Here is a 17,711-nt window from a genome sequence, read left to right as displayed (position 1 = left end):
GGATCATACGAACATTGCCCTGGACATGCGGCAGGGGCCGGACATCCGGCGGCATGGTCCGGGAATATCCCCCAAGGCGGGGCACCGGACTCCATGGACGGCCGCCCGGCTCCAAGGACGAACAAACAGATTGCTCACCAGCGGCGGGAACTGGATTGCCGTGCCGGAATCAGTGCTTCCTGCCGTTGGTTCCAGTGGAGTTGCCGCCCGGCGACCGGTGGATGGCGTCCAGGTTCCCGGCCTGCGTGGATCGGATGTTCTTCACGTTTTCGCTGGTGCCATCGGCGATGGCGACGATCGCTTCCACTATCGCCCGCATGGTTTCCGCAGCCGTCACGTTCTCCCTCTGCGCATGCGGCTTGGTCGCTTTGGCGAAACTGTCGTCTTCGCCGGGCCAGCCCGCGGTCGGCTTCAGGCCGTTCTCGAAATTCCGCAGCATGCTCTGCGCCGCCGTGCTGATCTCGTGAACCTGCCGGATACCACCCTGGATCCGGGCCGTATCAGCGGTATAGGCGTTGGCATCAGACATCGTGTTCGTCCTCCCCGTCCTCGTGGATCTCGTCACGCAGTCGGCCACTGCCCCTGCGACCGGCCGCCAGCTCCGGTGCCTCCAGGACCGCGGGACCGAAGATTTCGGCCCAGTCGATGTCCACTCCCGTCAGCTCCGACACCGCCGTGCTCGGCTGGGTGAAAGGCTGGAAGGTCTCCATCACATGTCGGGACATCTGCGTCCTGGCACGTTCCGCCGCGTCCAGGACACTCGCGGCAAGCTCCCCCGCCGCCATGGTCCGGTACTTGCCCTCCAGAAACCTCAGTGCTGTGAGCTCGCCCTGGTGACCGAGGGTCACCTCGACCGCCCGGTCCTTGGAGCGCACGGTGAACGACGCCTCCCTCAGCTCCGCCTCAGCCTTGGCCAGCGCCTCCTGGGTCGCTTCGAGCTCGGCCATCGCATCGGCCAGCTTCTTCTCGATCGCTGCCGGTTCAGTCACCGGATCCTCCTTCGCCCGTTGTCCTGTCCGTTGGCCGACGTCACCGGCCGATGACCGCCGGAGCGCCGCCTTCGTCCGCGCCCCAGACGTCCCCGTCCTCGGGCTCCCAACCGGACCGATCCCGGCCGCTCGTCTCCGTCTGCTGGGCACCCTGGGTGCCCTGGCCGCCCGCCGGGAGGTAGGACGACGACGTGGTGGTTCGTCCTCCTCTGGCGTAAGCCCTATCCTCGCCGTCCTCGGCCGTATCAGCACGCGGCTTCGGCCTGCGCACGGCGGCGCCGTCGCCATCGGTCAAAACGTTGCGGACCCGTTCGCTGTTCGATGAGCCACCGCCCCCTCCGGCTCCGCCGGGTCCACCCATGCCGCCCATGCCGCCCATGCCCATCGGCATCATGGGCATGCCCGTGCCGCCGCTGCCGCTGCCGGCACCATCCGTTCCACCAGCGAAATCCGGGTTCAGAGGAACGGCGCCGCTCGGCAGCCCAGTCTCGGAGGCAAATTCGCTGGGCGGGGGCGCCCCCAACGCGCCTCCGGAATAGGAGGTGCTGTCGTACTCCTCGTACGACGACGTGCCGTCGTCACCGCTCTGGCTGACCGCTGGGTTGAGCTGGGAAGTCGCGAAGTCGTCGGATGTGATTGAGGAATCGGTCGTGTCCGCCACGAATGTGGTTGCTGGAAGAGTCATGCTGCCCCTTCCCACGCCGACATCGCCATTGAGATCGGTGCTGGTCACCAAGTCGTTCAGAGGAGTCAGATCCGGGCGTCGGGCCAAGATCTCGGCATGCAACGGCAGCGCCGTGCTGTCATCGGGCGTGGGGCCAGTGGCCACCGACGGATTCAGAGACTCAGTGATCACCGAGCCGTCGGGACGGGTCGTGACAGCTTCACCGGACGACGGATCAACCACCGTGCTGCTCCCGTCCGGGAACATTGTGGTCAGCTTCCCCTCAGGGTTCAGCGTTGTGGTACTGCCGTCCGGATTCTCGAGCACCACACCCGGGTCAAGAGAGGTGCTGCTTGTCTTCCCGTCCCGCGAGGTCGTGGTCATGGTGCCGGTGGCCGGGTTGAAGACGCTCAGGCCTCCGTCCGGGTGCATGGTGGCCAACGACCCGTCGGAGTTGAGGACGGTGGTGCTGCCGTCCGGGTTTCGGATGCTGCTGTTCGTATCGGCCGGGTCAGAGTTCAGGCTGGCGGCCGAACCGATTCCGAGCAGGGGGTTCAGCGGCACGGTTGTCGGCGACCCTGCCGAACCCGGGGACCCGCCGGTGCCGACATCATCGCGCCCGGCACCCTGGCCGTCCAGGCCTTGAAACAGTTTTTCGACGAGGCCGTCCGGATCGACGTTGCGGCTCTGGGGGCTGTCGCCCTGCTTACTCCCGAAGTCGTTCACTCCGCTGATCAAGTCGGTGACGACCTTGCCGAGGCCGGCAAAGCTCTTAGTGAGGGCGTCGTTGGTCTGGTCGAGCTTTTCCTGGTTGAGCTGAGTCTGTTCCTTCTGCCAGGCCCCCGTCAGCGAGGTTCGGCTGGTGGTCTCCACCGGCTGAGTGAAGACTGCCGCAGCCTCGAGCCAATGATTGTTGAGACTGGCCAGGGCATAACGGGCATAGTGTTCGAGTTCATCTTCAACACGCTTGTTCCACCGTTCCACCGCCGCCTCGGCGATCTTCCTGTAGGTGCTACGTTCCGCGAGGTCTCCGTACTTGGGGTGGACTTGGCTGAAGGCCTCGGTGGTGTGGTACGTAGTCGAACGGCCCGAGCGGCTGTCGTGATGCTCGACCTTGCCTACCTGACTGATGTTGTTCTTCACTACCCAGTTCCACACCTCATTCAGCTCTTCCACCACTGCCCGGTGTGGGTCGTTCTTGCCGTCGGCGGCCCATGCGTTCCATGCATTCAGGAGCACGTTGGCCTGAATCGACAGGTCCACCTGAGCTCCCGCCAGGGCGTCGGCGAAGGGAGAGCGGGGCCGGTAGCCGTCGAGCGTGGTATGGAAGGACTTGTAACCGTTGCCTCCGAACTGATCCACGTAGCCGGCATAGTTCGATCGCACCTGAACGATGAGGTTGTGGAAGACCTGGGCCGCCTGCCCCTTCCACGACGCTTGCTCGTCGCCCAGCGACTTCTCCCATCGCTCCAGCGTGTTGCTCTGGTCCTGAAAGAAATCCTTCACCCGGTCGAATGCCTGCGCCGTGCGCGTGAACGCCTTGAGATCGACAGCATGGACGTCCGCGACCGACAACCCGTTGTAGGCGAAATTCTTGGTGGACCGGTCCCCTGTTTGCAGCGCCTCGAGCGCCGCTCTGCCTCCGAAGATGTAGCGTGCCGGCGGCGCGCTGTCCCACTGCGCATCCTTCTCGACGACGCTCGTGAACTCGCCGCCTGTCCTCCTGCTCTCGGGCCCCGTGTACAGCACCGCCCTGCCGTTCTCATCGGTGAGCACCCCGATCAACACGATCCGGGCCCGCTGCATATCTACGTTGTCGCGACCCTTCGCCGTGTAGAAGACCAGGTCGTAATCCTCTCCCTCATGGGTCATCCAACCACTGATCGCCGCATAGTCCTCGGGCATGACCGGTCTCATGATCATTTCCTTGAAGCCCATACGGAAAAGGGGAATGTCACCTTCGCTCTTGAGTTTGTCGAAGAGCGTGCTCCTCTTCGGCATCATGTAGCCGGTGAAGAGAGACACGGCCCTCCCCCAGTAGTCATCGGGGTCGGCCTCAAAGGAAGGCTCGGCAGCCATAGCAGCACGCTCCTTGGGTAGGAAGAGGAGGGAGGGACGGCAACTACGCCGCCTTGGAGGTGGAGTTGTCCGAAGCCGGTGTGCCGCTCAGATCGTTGTCGACATCGGAGAAGAGGTCGAGCATTTTCTCCGCACTGATCGCGGTGAGACTCTGGTCCTGATTCTTTTGCAGGACCTTGATCGTCTCCTCCAGGTTTCGGGCGATGTGTTTGAACAGGTTTTGCTCAGCCGTCAGGACATCAACGATCCCCTTGGCAGCATCCGCTACCCGACTGACGAGGGCATTTCCCTTCACCAGCCCGCCTTCAGCTGCCATGAGCCCGATGGCCAGATAGGGATTTTCCTGAAGGTGATCGCCCTCGTGGGCGTGGTACCCCTCTACGAGACTCTTCAGGGCCCGGGCGCCTTTGGGTACGTCCTTTCCGATGTCTACAAGGTCCTTGTTGAAGTCAGCCACTTCGGTGTCGATGAAAGTCCGCAGGTGCGCGGCGTCCAATTGCGTCAGATCGGTCATAGCTCTTCTCCTGATGGTTGTTCGCCGTCCGGCCAGGCGGCCGGACGGCGAACATTTCGGACCGAAGAATTCAGCGCCTCAGCGGCCGATTGTGACCTGGGACCAGAGGCCGGCCAGTTGGTTTTCGCTCTGCTTGTAGCTGGATCCGATCTCCGCCAGCAGGCCGGCGTGCGAGGTGAGCAGCCGCTGCATCCCGAGGACTGCCCCGTCCCACTCCCGCTGCCTGTTCTGGTACTCCGTGGCGTCGAGGCCGATCCATGTGTTCTTGAGTGGCTGGAGCTCCGTCTCCAGGCGTTCCACGATTCCGGCGATGAGCTTGGTCTGCTGGGCCATGGAGTCGCCGACATCGTTCAGGTGCGTGTAATCGACGTAGATGTAGCCGTCGTCCATCACAAATCTCTTCTCAGTCGTAGGTGCGGCGGAGGGCCGAGGAATCGGGTCAGGCGCTCTTGAGAGCGTCGAAGACCGCCTGGGACGTGGCAGAGCCCTGGGCGATGGAGTCCATCGCAGCGGCCTGTGTCTTTGCCTTCACCTGCCGGCTGCCGCCGAGCTTTTCGATCATGTCCTCGACGTTCCTCTGGACGATCGCGCACTTCTCGTCCCACAGCCTCAGCAACTCGCCGTACGCCGCGCCGTCGCCGCCCTTGTACTTGCTCCTGAGGACCTCCTTCAAAGTCTCCACATGCCGTCGGGACTTCACGATTTCGTTGCGAGCCTGGTTGAGGGACTCGATGCCGTTCTGAGTCAGTCGTGCGTCCGACTGCTGCATGTTGCCTGTCATGGTCCTGTCCTTGGTGGTTGAGGTGGTACTTGTGGGATGGGGGAGAGAGTAGGACTGCTCCACTTGAGAGCACTTCCGGTTGAGGTTTATCTGAGGAAGTTTTCTCAGTGCTCAAGCGACCGGGGCTTGCGTCCCTCTGGTCGCCGGCTCAGTCGCCGGCGCGCTGCTCCACGGTTCAGCCCCGCTGTCCCGTGGCGTCTTCGCAGGAAGGCCGGGTGCTGGGGGCGGTACGACCCTGTGCGGCGGCGCCCGGGGCCAGGTCCGGTCCGGACCTCAGCATGGCGAGCAGCGGTGAAGGCAGCGCCACCACATCGCCGCTCGCGTATCCCAGCGCCTCGAGTGCGGCCTCGGACGGTACCCGGTACTTCACGCCGTTGTCGGCCACGAGGTACGTCGTGTCGCCCACCGGCGTGCCACCCGCGCCCAGCGCCCTCACCAGGGCACCGTGGCCGGGCCGGACGACGACGTCATCAACCGGCAGGCACGCCGGTGCCGACTCCCCGGGGGCGGTCTGAGTGACCGGGGCCAGGGAACTCAGCGGCACCAGCGCCATGGTGATACGTGTGAGGCCGTCGGCCGACTCCCCCCGGGCGCAGGCGGACATTCCCTCCGGCACGGAAACCGCGCGGGGCGGGGATTCGGGCAGCCCCTTGGGGGACGGCGGCGTATCGGCGGTGCCGGGCGCCAGATGCTCCCTGAGAACGTCGGCGTTCAGCGGCGCCGCCGTGGGAGAGGCTCCTCCGTAGGCCTTCTCGCGGGTGGCCGGATCACCGAGGACAAGGGCCGCCTCCGTAGCCGTGAGGGGCACCAGGCCTTCCTTCCGCAGCAGGTAGTACTGCTCGTTCGAGCCGGGCAGCTGGGCCAGGTACACCCGCCCCACCGTGCTGCTCCGGCCGGCAAAGGACGGCCCGGCGGCGCCCCGGCCCGGTACGTCGGGTGAGGCCAGGTCCGGGCCGGCGACCAGGGCGTCGAGGAAGGCGGCGGACACCTGCCGCGGCGTCACGGAGCCGTAGCCCAGGGAGACGGCGGCGCCGGAGGCCTTGTCCAGTTCGAGGCGGCTTCCCATCCAGACCAGGTAGGTCACCTTGTCCGGGCCGGTCACCAGGAGTCCCTGGTCACCGGAGACCCCCTTGTTCTCCAGGGGGGCGCCCACGACGAGCGTGGTGACCGCGGTCGTTGTCGTGTCCGCGCCGTCCGCGGTGCCGGACACGTTGACGGCGGAGCAGACGTGCCAGGCGCCGTTGTCCAGGTCGTCTGCCGCCGGAACGGACTCCGGGGCGCCGGGGATGCCCACCGGGGCCCCGACCGGGGTTTCCCGCAGCGACGGTGTGCGCACGTCGGTGGTCTTCAGGTCGGCGCCGCCGATGAGTCTGGCCGAGGCGTAGTTGCGTACCGGCCTGAGGCGGCCGTCGATGTACAGGTACCGGGCTCCGGTGTCCTTGTTGACGATCAGACTGTTCCCCGTCCGCCAGGAGTCGTTCCCGCCCGGCACGATCAGCCCGTAGACGAAAGCGCCCGCGGCGATCAGCACCGCGACGAGCAGGCCGATGAACACACCACGGGTGGTACGTCCCGTCGGACTTTCGGGAGCATCGGGGTCGGCGAGCAACATGCCCGCGGTGAGTCTGCCCATCGCGAATGTGTGGGCCTGTACCTGGTCACGCTTGGACTGCATCGGTTCCTGTCCCTCCCGGTCCTTGCCTGTTCAGCCGTTCATTGCCCGGAGGGCACCGAAGACGCCCAGCACCCAGAGCGTCAGCGGCAGCAGGCTGATGGCCAGGAACGACTGCAGCAGTTCGGCCGCGCGGCCCCAGTGCGGCGCCATGCGCCTGCCGGGCACCGTCCACGAAGCCACGGCCAGCGCTGCGGCCAGTGCCAGCAGCCCGACGACCAGGGCCGGCCGGTCGGCCGGAGCAAGGCTTGCCGCTCTGCCGACGGCCAGCAGGACGGCTCCCCACATGCCCGGCACCACCAGGGCCAGACGCTGCCAAGGGTTGACCATGCCTCGCCCGTGCAGCAGCAGGAGCAGGGAGAGTGTCGCCGCGGTCAGCGTCTCGGCCAGGCCGGGCTCGTGGGCCAGAGCGACGAGGGTGCCGGCGCAGATGACGCCGGTGGCCGTGTACAGGGCGGTCATCCAGTCGCTGGCCAGTTCGGTCCTGACGGCGACGTCACTGCCGCTGTAGGGCTCGATGTCCTCCTGCAACTGCCGGGCGCTGTTGGGCAGAGCGGGCATCCGCATGCCGGCGAGCTTGAAGGACAGCACCGGTATGAAGCCGCCCAAAACGACGACCACTGCGGCCACCCCCGCGCCGGCACTGTCCACGGGCAGGTCGAAGACGCTCATCAGCGCTCCCGCGGCCGCGGAGAGGATCGCGATCAGCGCTGTGGCGATGAAGAGGGGCGTGTACACGGCCGCCGCGGCGACCACCAGCACGGCTGCCCCGGCACCCGCCACGCCTGCGGCCATCAGCCGGGCGCCGAGCACGTGGTGCGCCTGGGGGCCCGCTATCTCTCCTCCGGGCAGCAGCCAGCCCGCCAATGCCAGGCACGGCGCCGCGAGGATTCCCAGCGTCGCACCGGCTGCCGCATCGCCCACTGCCCGACTCGCCGAGGCCGCACCTGCGAGGAGCAGCAGCCCGGCGACGACGGCGGTCACGACGCGTTGGACGAGCGAGCCCGACGGCCAGGCCAGTACTCCCAGGGACGTCAGCACGCAGACGACCACCGCGCACCGCAGCAGGCGGCGACTGGCCTGAGGGTTCCAGCCGTGGAGCCGTTCCCCTGTGACGCCGGCGATCCCGTCGACGAGGTCGTCGAGGCGCACCTCCGGCAGGGCATCGGCTCGCGGACGAAGGTACAGTACCTCCCCGGCCTTGAGGTCCAGCGTCTCGAGAGTTGCTTCCTCGTCGAGTGGGGCTCCGCCCAGACGTTGCAGGACCCAACCCCCGTGCTCCAGGCCGTTCTCCTCCAGGTCGCCGTCCGCGTAACCCAGCACGGTCGGCAGAAGGTCGGCAACCGGCACATCGGCGGGTACAGCCAGGTCTATCGTCTTCGCAGGGGCACGAACGGTGATGTGGCACAGGCCGGCCACAGAGCTCTCAGTCATTGGTGGGGGCCACGCTTCCCGGAATTCATCCGCTGGGCTTGGTTCTGAACACTGAACGCCTGCAGAGTACTGAGACCTTGGGCCGCCCATGGCCCGCTACGCGACTTCCCGTTGATGCCCCGTTCAGGAGCCGTGCGCTCGTTAAGGAGTCAGTAGTTGAGTATCGTCCTTTTCCGTCGCCCTGCCCGTCGGCGCGGGCCGGACATGCCCGAGGGTGAACTGACCCTCCAGGAGCCGCCGACGCTGCCGGAGACTGTTCCGGACAACGCGGCGGTGTGGACGTATCTGCCCATGGCGATGATGTCCGTTTCCATGATGCTGGCTTTCCTGCGGCCCGGTGGGTCCGGCAGTGTCTTCACGTACATCGCCCTGGGCATCATGGTCCTGGCCTCGGCAGTGATGATGATCGGCCAGGTGATGCGCCAGAGCAGCGAGCGCAAACAGCGCCTCAGGGGCGAGCGCCGGGACTATCTGCGCTACCTGACGCAGACCCGGCGGCAGGTCCACCGGGCTGTGATCGAGCAGCAACTGGCGCTCGCCTGGCGTCACCCGGAGCCGGCGTCGATGCGTTCGCTGGTGCGGACGACGCGGCTCTGGGAGCGCCGGGTCAAGGACGACGACTTCGCCGAGGTGCGGGTGGCCGTCGGTGACCAGCAACTGGCGCTGCGGTTGACCCCGCTGTCCACCAAGCCGGTGGAGGACCTCGAGCCCCTGTCAGCACACGCGCTGCGACGGTTCATGCGCGCCTACAGCACCGTGCCGGACCAGCCCATCGCGCTCTACCTGCGGTCCTGGACACGGGTGCTGCTGCGCGGGGACGAGGCGGCGGTGCGCGGCATGGTGCGGGCTGCCCTGTGCCAACTGGCGCTCTTCCACACCCCCGAGGACGTGCGGATCGCGCTGGCTGTCAGCGACGAGCGCCGGGCCGAGTGGGACTGGGTCAAGTGGCTGCCGCACAACCTGCACCCGCACGAGCAGGACGGCGCCGGGCCGGCCCGCATGGTGGCGTCGGACTTCAACGGCCTGGAGGACCTGCTCGGAGGGGAGTTCACCGAGCGTCCGGCATTCGACCCCGAGGCCGTGCCCGGCCGCGACGAGCCGTTCACCGTGCTCGTGGTGGACGGGGTCCAGGTGCCGTCCGGGCACCGGCTCGACGGCCCCGGGTTCCGCAACGTGATCGTGTTCGACCTTTCGGAGTCCCTGCGGTGGCGTCCGGGACGAACGACGCTGCGGCTGGATGTGCGGCCGGACGGGGTGCGGCTGGTGCGCACGGACCGGAACCGCAAGGAGCAGTCGGCCCTGCTGGGTCGTCCCGACGCGGTCGGTCCGGTTGGCGCCGAGGCCCTGGCGCGGATGCTCGCCCCGTATCGCACGGGGCTGACCACGGAAACCGCCGAGCCACTGTCGACGGACGTGGAACTGACGGCCCTGCTGGGAATCCCCGACCTGTCCCGTCATCAGCCGGCCACTCTGTGGGGGCGCAACAAGGGTGCTGCCCGGCTGCGGGTTCCGGTCGCGGTGGGTGGCGACGGAGTTCCGGTGGAGCTGGACATCAAGGAGGCGGCGCAGGGGGGCATGGGCCCGCACGGCATGCTGATCGGCGCGACCGGCTCGGGCAAGAGCGAGTTGCTGCGCACCCTGGTGCTGGGCCTGGCGCTGACGAATTCCTCGGAGACCTTGAACTTCGTCCTGGTGGACTTCAAGGGCGGCGCCACGTTCCTGGGCCTGGACGAACTGCCGCACACCTCTGCCGTGATCACCAACCTGGCCGACGAGGCTGCTCTGGTCGAGCGCATGCGGGACGCCCTGCACGGCGAACTGATACGCCGCCAGGAACTCCTCCGGGCGGCCGGCAACTACTCCTCGGCGCTCGAGTACGAGAAGGCCCGCGCTGCGGGAACGCCGTTGGATCCGCTGCCGAGCCTGTTCATCGTCGTCGACGAGTTCAGTGAACTGCTGTCGGCACACCGGGACTTCATGGAACTGTTCGTGATGATCGGCCGGCTGGGCCGTTCTCTCGGGGTCCATCTGCTGCTGGCGTCGCAGCGACTCGATGAAGGGCGGATGCACCAGCTGGAGAGCCATCTCTCGTACCGCATCGGTCTGCGTACCTTCTCCGCCATGGAAAGCCGTGGCGTACTGGGGGTGCCGGACGCCTACCAGCTGCCGTCGCAGCCGGGCGCCGGCTTCCTCAAGAGCGGCGTGGAAGCCCTGACCCGGTTCCGGGCCGCGTACGTGTCCGGGGCGTACCAACCGCGGCGCGGGGCGGTGGCTCAGGCACGGGTCGCCAGCCAGGTGGTGCCGTGGACGGCCGGCTATGTAGTGCCGCGCACACCTGCCGAGTTGCCGGAGCCAGAGCCGGAGGAGGAGGCCGAGGAGAACGAGAACGGGGCGTCGCTGCTGTCGGTCGCCGTGGAGCGGCTGCGCGGGGCAGGACTGCCGGCCCTCCAGGTGTGGCTTCCCCCGCTGGCCGAGCCGCCGGCCCTGGACGCCCTGCTGCCGGGGCTGACCGCCGATCCGGAGCGCGGGCTCGTCGCCGCCGGCTGGCCAGGCGTCGGCTCTCTGCGGGTGCCGGTCGGCCTGGTGGACAGGCCGTTCGAGCAGCGGCGTGATCCGCTCGTGGTGGATCTCTCGGGCAGCGGTGGGCACATCGCTGTCGCGGGTGGTTCACAGAGCGGCAAGTCGACAGTGCTGCGTACCCTGATCGCTGCTCTCGCGCTCACCCACACCCCGCGCGAAGTGCAGTTCTACTGCCTGGACCTGGGCGGTGGCACGCTGGCCGGGCTGGCGGAGCTGCCGCACGTCGGTGGAGTGGCGAACCGGATGGACGGCGAGCGCATCAGCCGCACGGTGGCCGAGGTCGCGGCCGTGCTCAATCACCGCGAACAGCTCTTCCTCGACCACAACATCGACTCGATGGCGACCTACCGCAGACGCCGCGCGGCCGGGGAATTCGAGGACGAACCCCATGGTGACGTCTTCCTGGTGGTGGACGGGTGGGGCACGATGCGCCAGGAGTTCGACGCGCTCCTGCCCGCTTTCGGCCAGATCGCGTCCCAGGGCCTGAACTACGGTATCCACCTGGTCATCTCCACCGCGCGATGGATGGAGCTGTCGTCCCAGCTGCGTGACCAGATGGCCACCCGGCTGGAGCTGCGGCTGGGCGACTCGATGGATTCCGTGGTCGACATCCGCAAGGCCGCCACCGTGCCGCGCAGCCCCGGCCGCGGACTGACGGTCGACAGCAAGCTGCACTTCCTGACCGCCCTGCCGCGTATCGACGGCCGGGAGACCTCCGACGATCTCAGCGACGGGGTTGCCGCGCTGGTGGAACAGGTCGCCGAGCATTGGGCGGGGCCTTCCGCGCCGCCGGTGCGGATGCTGCCGCACCGGTTGCCCGCCGCACAACTGCCGGAACCGGAACTCGCGGACGGGCTGCGGATTCCTCTCGGGCTCGACGAGGAGACGCTGTCGCCGGTGTGGCACGACTTCGGCCGCACGCCCCACCTGGTGGGCATCGGAGACACCGAAAGCGGCAAGACCAATCTGCTGCGGCTGGTCGCCTCGGCGGTCACCGCCCGCTACAGCCCGAGTGAAGCGCGCATCCTCGTGGTGGACTACCGGCGTGAACTGGCCGAGGCGGTCCCGGAGGAGTACCGCCTCGGGCACGCGGTGTCACTCGATCCCCTGAAGGAGCTGGTGGCCGGATCGGCCAGGGCCCTCAAGACCCGCCTCCCCGGTGAGGACATCTCCCCGGCCCGGATGCGGCTCGCGGACTGGTGGACGGGACCACGGCTGTTCGTGCTCGTGGACGACTACGACATGGTCGGCTCCGGCAGCATCATGGACCACCCGTTCGAGGCCCTTCTCGAGTACCTGGCTCTGGGACACGAGGTGGGACTTCACATGGTGGTGCTGCGTTCCGCGACCGGTGCCGGCCGGGGCCTCAACGACCAGTTGCTCAGGCGCCTCGACGAAGTCAACACCCCGGGCCTGCTGATGTCGTGTCCGCCGTCGGAGGGTTACGTCTTCGGCAACATCAAGCCCCGCAACCTGCCGCCCGGCCGGGCACGTTACATCGCCCGCCGCAAGGCCGTACTGATGCAGACGGCCATCGTCGGTGAACAGGGCGAGGAGTAGCCGGCGAGAAGTGACCTCGCGCAGTGCGGCGTTTCGTCCCGGCCGACATGTGCGGATGTGGTTCGAGGGCCTGACGGTTCCGGGGGCGCGGGTGAGCCCGCGCCCCCGGGGTCGCTCGTCGCCGTGTGGATCGTCTGAACGGTGGGGGCCCCAGTGCCTGGCCGTGCCCTGCCCGCCGCTGGGGCCTTGAAGCACAAAGGCCACTGTCCGGACCCACGGGTCCGGACAGTGGCCTTGCGTAAACGCGGACGCCGACTGACACCATTTCCCCGGTAGCAACGACTTTCGGGAACCGCTCGCGCAACAGGCGTCGGGGAATCAGACACAGGTACGCAAAGGCCCGTACCCAGCGGTGGTGATCCGCCGTTCGTCTCAGGTCGTCGTCGAAGCGTCGTCCCGGGCCGACCGCCATCCGCGGGCACGGCCTCTCGGGACGATCACGGCGGCCCAGGCTATGAACACGAGCAGACCGGCGCCGGCGCCCACCATCACCAGAGCTCGCCGTGTCGCGCGGGCACCCGCCTCATCCGTCGGCAGCCGCACCGGCTCGGAATCGTCTGCCGCCTCCGCCGGCGCGGCAGAGGGGGCGGCAACCGTGGTGACGGCGCCGTACGCGTCGAGCTGGGGCACACCCGCCGGGTAAGCGGTCGAGGTCAGCCGCCGTGCCGTCTCCCCGGCGGTCAGTTCAGGATGGGCGGACCGGATGAGGGCGGCCGTGCCGGCCACGTAACCGGCGGCGAGCGACGCTCCCGAGCCGACGAAGTGGCCACGTCCCGTCGGGCCGATGCCGACCACACCGTCGCCCGGTGCGGCAAGGTCCACGCGCCGTGGCGTGAGTGTGCCCCGTGGACGGCTGCCTTGCGCACCGAGGTCGACGACGGACAGCACACCCTGCTCGGCCGCGGGCCAGTAGTCCCTGGGCGGGGCGGTGGAGCCAGGGCTTTGGGGACTGTCGGGGACGGCGGCGGCCACGATCAGCACGTCGTGGGCGGCGGCGTGGGCGACGGCACTCGTGAGCTTCGCGGAGTTGCGGGTCAGGGCCGGGGACACCTGGACGACTTCCGCTCCGGCGTCCACCGCCGCCCGGATACCGGCCGCGACCGTGGTGTCGGTCGCCCTGCCGCGGGCATCGGTGCCCCGCACGGCCAGGACATCCGCCTGCTGGGCCACCCCGGAGAATCCGGAGCCTTCCGCAGTGGCGGCGGCTATCAGCCCGGCCACAAAAGTGCCGTGACCGACGCAGTCGTCGCCTGCCTCGCCGATGGCGGCGACCCTGCCCTTCAGCGTCGGCGCCTCGAGCGACACTCCCGTGTCGACGACAGCCACGGTGACCCCCTCGCCGTCGGCGAACTGCCGGACCCTGGCAAACTGCAGCTCCTGCTGCTCCCGAGGCATCCCGTCGACCACCTTTTCTGAGCCGCCGGTGCAGGCGGCCCCGTCCGCCAGCTGGGACGGCATTGCGGGCAGGCGCACCGGCTCACGGGCCACGGCGCCGGCCTGCGCGGTGCCGCCCATGGCCAGCGTGGACGTGGACAGGAGAGTGAGCAGGGCCGCCATCGACGAGTGGCGGAGCGTGTGACGGCGCATGGTGTGCATCCTGGAAACGTAGTCAGTGTCCGGTCATGGTCGTTGAGCCTTTTGTGGCTTGGCGGACGCCTCACCCGCCGCTCATCACTCGGGTGCGGCCTCCCCCTGCACCGCGTCCTGGGGAAGGAGCAGGCGCAGGTCCTCCACGGCGGGGGCGGTCATCGTGCTGAGGCGGCCGGCCTGGCGCGTCATCATGCCTTCCAGGACCTGGCGGGCCAGGCGCCCGTTGCCGAAGGAGCGGTCACGCGGGACCGACTCGAAGTACGTCCGCAGCACCTGGCCGGTGCCCGGCCCGCACTCGTACCCGGAGGTGGCCGCGTGCTGCCGCACGATGGTGACGAGTTCGTCCGAGGAGTAGTTGGTGAATTCCACGCGCCGGGAGAAGCGGGACGAGAGGCCCGGGTTGGAGGAGAGGAATCGCTCCATCTCCTCGGTGTAGCCGGCGACGATGACCACCACCTCGTCCCGATGGTCCTCCATGAGCTTCAGCAAGGTGTCCACCGCCTCCTGCCCGAAGTCCGAGGAGGAGCCGGGCCCGGTGGGCGTGAGCGTGTACGCCTCGTCGACGAAGAGAACGCCTCCCAGGGCCCGTTCGAAGGCGTCACGGGTGAGTTGGGCCGTGTGGCCGACGTACCGGCCGACGAGGTCGGCGCGGGCCACCTCGACGAGCTGGCCGCGGGGCAGTACGCCCAGCGAGACGAGCAGCTCACCGTAGAGCCGTGCCACCGTGGTCTTGCCGGTGCCGGGCGGGCCGGTGAAGACCAGGTGGTGGCTGATCTGCGGCGCGGGCAGTCCCGCGGCCTCCCGCTGGCGTGTGACGGACAGCAGGTTGACGAGGTTGGTGACGTCCCGCTTGACGCCGGCCAGTCCCACCAGGTCACCGAGTCGGGCCAGCGGGTTGTTCTCGCTGTCCGCGGGTGCGGCCTCCTCGGACACGGCTCGTGCGGCTTCCTCCCCCACGTCCTCGGGCAGCAGCAGTGGCAGGTCCGCCGCCGTCATGTTGGGGAGCGTGGCCAGCCGGGACGCCTGACGGTCCACCATCTGCTCGAACACCTGGCGGGCCGCCCGGCCGTTACCGAAGGACCCGTCCTTGGGCATGCGCTCGAAATGCACCGTGAGTGCCTTGTGCGTGGCGGCACCGAGCACGTACTGGTGCCCCGCACACATGCTCTCCATGATGGCCACCAGTTCGGGCACCGAATAGTTCTCGAACTCCACGGTGCGGGAGAAGCGCGAAGCCAGACCTGGATTGGATGCCAGGAAACTCTCCATCTCGGCGGAGTAGCCGGCGGCCACGACCACCACGTCGTCGCGGTGGTCCTCCATGAGCTTGAGGAGCGTGTCGACGGCTTCCCGTCCGAAGTCGGCGCCGGAACCGCGGCCGTCGGACAGCAGGGTGTACGCCTCGTCGATGAACAGGACGCCCCCCAGAGCGCGGTTGAAGGCCTCGGTGGTCTTGATGGCGGTACCGCCGATGACCTGGGCCACCAGGTCGGCCCGGGAGACCTCCACCAGGTGACCTGAGCGCAGCGCACCGAGCTCCGCCAGGATCGTCCCGTAGAGCCGGGCCACCGTGGTCTTGCCGGTGCCGGGCGGGCCCGCGAACACGAGGTGGCGGCTCATCGGCGGAGCGGCCATGCCCAACCGGGTGCGGTGCTGGGCCAGCCGCGTGAGGTTGACCAGCGTACGCACCTGGTGCTTGACGTTGTCGAGGCCAATCAGAGCGTCAAGGGCGGACAGTGGACCGTCCTCGCGGCTCAGCCATGCGTCCTCGCCGCCCATTCCGCTGTCCCCGGCGCCACCTGCTGCCCCGGCGCCCCAGGAGTCCGGCTTCCCGTTGCCCGTGCTGACCAGTCCTTCGACGGCGAGCCGCTCACCGGGCCGGGACTGGAGGAGCCCGCCGCCGCCGTTGTCCCGGACGGTACAGTTGACGACGGAGACGGGCGCGGCGGACTCGATGCGGAACCCGTCGCCGGCGCTGCCGCTGACCTCGCAGGAGTTGAACGAGCCGCGGCCGCCCTCGGCGATCCGGACACCATGGCGGCCGCTGCCGCCCACCCTGACGCGGGTGGCGGTCAGCTCGCCTTCCTCGTCGACGGTGACACCCGAGTCCTTGGCACCGGCGATCTCCAGATCCCGTACGGTCAGGATTCCGCCGGCGGCGATCGACAGGCCCGTTTCTGCGGCCGAGGTGACGGCGCCGCCGCCGACGTACAGGTTGCCGTCGTCTTCGACCCTGATGCCGCAGCGGCCGGCCACGTCGATGGTGCAGTCCTCCAGCCGTCCCCTGCCGTCCTTCACGATCTCCACACCGTGACCGCGGGGAGCGCTGATCCGCGCCCGACGGATGAGCGGATTGGCTCCCGTGCGGATGGAAACGCCCGTTCCCTGGGCGTCGATGACTTCGAGGCGGTCCAGCTCGGCCGCCGACTCCTCCTCCAGCAGCACCGCGGTCGTGGCGCAGTCCCGGACGGTGAGCCCGACGAACACGGGGGACGACGGTCCGCTCACGCGCAGCGCGGGGGACTGCGCGGCGTCCAGCCAGCAGTCCTCGAACGTGCCCCGGGAGCGGTCGCCGACCAGCAGGCCGTGCCCCTTGGTACGAGCGGTCCGGCAACGGCGCAGCACCGGGTCGCTGCCTCCGGTGACCGCGATGCCGACCCCGGTAGTGCCGGTGACCCGCACGTCCTCGAGTGTCGTTCGGGCCTGGCTGTTCAGCATGATGCCCGTGCTCGTGTCGTGGACGACGGTGCGCAGCACCTGAGCCGTGCTGTTGCCCTCCAGGGCGATGGCCGGCTTGTCGGTCGAGGAGATGTCGCACTCCTCGACCGATCCCTGTGATTCTCCGTTGGCAAGCACGCCGTTCCCGCGAGCGTTGCGGATGGTGCAGCCGCGCAGTGTGATCCGGCCTCGCTCGCCGATCACCACCCCAGTGGTACCGAGGTGCTCGATGGTGCAGGACTCGACGGAGCTCTCGACCTCGGAGGTGGCCACGATCCCGGCACCGCCCGGATTGCTGACCCGGCAGTCGCGGAGGGCGAGCGAGCCGCCGCCATGGGCGAGCATGGCCGCCCAGGCAGATCCGGTGATTTCGCAGCCTTCCATCGCGACCTGCCCGCGCGGAGCGTCTACGACCGGCAGCTCCTCGTCCCGCCCGCGCAGCACCAAGTCGGTCAGCATCGCGGCCTCCGCCTTGAGCACGATCGCGCTGCCGCGACGCGGTGCTATCTCCACGGTGCCGCGGGATTGCTCCGCGACGATGGTGACCGGGGTGGTGATGGTCAGATTCTCGGTGTAGACGCCGGGCGAGACTCTGACGACAGCACCACTGCGCGCCCTGGCCAGAGCCTCACCAATCGTCCGAAAGCCGTCGGGCCGCTCCGGGCTGACCGCAAGTACCTGGCGTGACACGCACTTTCCTCCTCCGTTCGGCACCGTAGCGGCCGCGAGACCCCTGGTGCCACGAATGGGCAGGGACATCATGACGGTACCGAGGTGCCGAACTGCTCCATGGGGGCATCGACTTCGCGCCGCACAGCATGCTGGGACCCATCTCACCACGAAGCCGGCGCTGCGGCGGGGTGGTCGGCTGCACACCATTTCGGCGTCCGCCGCAGCCAGTGGCGAGCGGCCGGCTCCACTCAGGCCGACGGCCGTGTGTGGATGGCACGTTCCACGAGACTGCCAACCGCGGCCATCTCGCCTCAGCCCAAGAGGAACTTTACTCACGGGATGAATAAAGACGTGGGTGGACGCGAGCGAGCCTTCGCTGCGCAAGAGTAGTGAGCATTGCCTACTACGGCGATTCACCATACCCGCAGGGGGTACGAGTTCGGAGCAGGCCACTTCCA

The 17,711-nt window shown here is 68.4% G+C and carries 11 protein-coding genes; 1 reads left to right on the top strand and 10 read right to left on the bottom strand.

Translation table 11 applies throughout. The features are described 5' to 3' along the window. Positions 1-169 precede the first annotated feature (169 nt). From AC0VYN_RS10750 to eccD, 8 genes are all read right to left on the bottom strand, one after another. Positions 170-529, bottom strand: a complete 360-nt coding sequence (locus AC0VYN_RS10750; protein ID WP_475535787.1) for a hypothetical protein — start codon at positions 527-529, stop codon at positions 170-172. Further along, positions 522-947 carry a YbaB/EbfC family nucleoid-associated protein gene (locus AC0VYN_RS10745; protein WP_475536851.1) on the bottom strand — a complete coding sequence of 142 codons (426 nt, stop codon included), beginning with the start codon at positions 945-947 and terminating at the stop codon, positions 522-524. Before AC0VYN_RS10745 ends, AC0VYN_RS10750 begins: the two co-directional genes overlap by 8 nt. Positions 948-1,029: 82 nt before the next feature. Further along, on the bottom strand, positions 1,030-3,732 hold the full coding sequence (locus AC0VYN_RS10740; protein ID WP_475535786.1) for an AAWKG family protein: 2,703 nt from the start codon (positions 3,730-3,732) through the stop codon (positions 1,030-1,032). A gap of 43 nt (positions 3,733-3,775) precedes the next feature. Then, on the bottom strand, positions 3,776-4,246 hold the full coding sequence (locus tag AC0VYN_RS10735; protein WP_475535785.1) for a type VII secretion system-associated protein: 471 nt from the start codon (positions 4,244-4,246) through the stop codon (positions 3,776-3,778). Between the two features lie 78 nt (positions 4,247-4,324). Continuing rightward, positions 4,325-4,636: a WXG100 family type VII secretion target gene (locus AC0VYN_RS10730; protein WP_030822849.1), complete on the bottom strand. Its 312-nt coding sequence runs from the start codon at positions 4,634-4,636 to the stop codon at positions 4,325-4,327. 49 nt (positions 4,637-4,685) lie between these two features. Then, positions 4,686-5,027 (bottom strand): hypothetical protein, encoded by a 342-nt coding sequence (locus tag AC0VYN_RS10725; RefSeq protein WP_475535784.1) that lies wholly within the window; start codon positions 5,025-5,027, stop codon positions 4,686-4,688. 175 nt (positions 5,028-5,202) lie between these two features. Further along, positions 5,203-6,702, bottom strand: coding sequence for a type VII secretion protein EccB (gene eccB, locus AC0VYN_RS10720; protein WP_475535783.1), 1,500 nt, complete (start codon positions 6,700-6,702; stop codon positions 5,203-5,205). Positions 6,703-6,732: 30 nt separating this feature from the next. Continuing rightward, positions 6,733-8,133 carry a type VII secretion integral membrane protein EccD gene (gene eccD, locus AC0VYN_RS10715; RefSeq protein ID WP_475535782.1) on the bottom strand — a complete coding sequence of 467 codons (1,401 nt, stop codon included), beginning with the start codon at positions 8,131-8,133 and terminating at the stop codon, positions 6,733-6,735. Between the two features lie 204 nt (positions 8,134-8,337). On the opposite strand from eccD, the gene eccCa reads away from it, so the two are divergent. Next, positions 8,338-12,273 (top strand): type VII secretion protein EccCa, encoded by a 3,936-nt coding sequence (gene eccCa / locus AC0VYN_RS10710; protein ID WP_475536850.1) that lies wholly within the window; start codon positions 8,338-8,340, stop codon positions 12,271-12,273. Between the two features lie 372 nt (positions 12,274-12,645). On the opposite strand, the gene AC0VYN_RS10705 is transcribed toward eccCa, so the two are convergent. Together AC0VYN_RS10705 and AC0VYN_RS10700 are read right to left on the bottom strand one after the other, a co-directional pair. Beyond that, complete coding sequence (locus AC0VYN_RS10705) at positions 12,646-13,860, bottom strand: S8 family serine peptidase (protein ID WP_475535781.1); 1,215 nt, start codon at positions 13,858-13,860, stop codon at positions 12,646-12,648. Between the two features lie 84 nt (positions 13,861-13,944). Beyond that, positions 13,945-17,271, bottom strand: coding sequence for a right-handed parallel beta-helix repeat-containing protein (locus AC0VYN_RS10700; RefSeq protein ID WP_475535780.1), 3,327 nt, complete (start codon positions 17,269-17,271; stop codon positions 13,945-13,947). Positions 17,272-17,711 lie beyond the last annotated feature (440 nt).

It is taken from the genome of Streptomyces sp. 63XJN7_1_ISO-PGPR-S23-121 (assembly GCF_056173025.1).
Note: the sequence above shows the minus strand (reverse complement) of the source record. Positions and strands in the feature narration are given on the sequence as shown.

Bases quoted from the DNA above. Each gene is read 5' to 3' on its own strand.
- AC0VYN_RS10735 (WP_475535785.1), bottom strand. From the start codon at position 4,246: ATGACCGATCTGACGCAATTGGACGCCGCGCACCTGCGGACTTTCATC.
- AC0VYN_RS10725 (WP_475535784.1), bottom strand. From the start codon at position 5,027: ATGACAGGCAACATGCAGCAGTCGGACGCACGACTGACTCAGAACGGC.
- AC0VYN_RS10740 (WP_475535786.1), bottom strand. From the start codon at position 3,732: ATGGCTGCCGAGCCTTCCTTTGAGGCCGACCCCGATGACTACTGGGGG.
- eccB (WP_475535783.1), bottom strand. From the start codon at position 6,702: ATGCAGTCCAAGCGTGACCAGGTACAGGCCCACACATTCGCGATGGGC.
- eccCa (WP_475536850.1), top strand. From the start codon at position 8,338: ATGCCCGAGGGTGAACTGACCCTCCAGGAGCCGCCGACGCTGCCGGAG.
- AC0VYN_RS10750 (WP_475535787.1), bottom strand. From the start codon at position 529: ATGTCTGATGCCAACGCCTATACCGCTGATACGGCCCGGATCCAGGGT.
- AC0VYN_RS10745 (WP_475536851.1), bottom strand. From the start codon at position 947: ATGGCCGAGCTCGAAGCGACCCAGGAGGCGCTGGCCAAGGCTGAGGCG.
- AC0VYN_RS10730 (WP_030822849.1), bottom strand. From the start codon at position 4,636: ATGGACGACGGCTACATCTACGTCGATTACACGCACCTGAACGATGTC.
- AC0VYN_RS10705 (WP_475535781.1), bottom strand. From the start codon at position 13,860: ATGCGCCGTCACACGCTCCGCCACTCGTCGATGGCGGCCCTGCTCACT.
- eccD (WP_475535782.1), bottom strand. From the start codon at position 8,133: ATGACTGAGAGCTCTGTGGCCGGCCTGTGCCACATCACCGTTCGTGCC.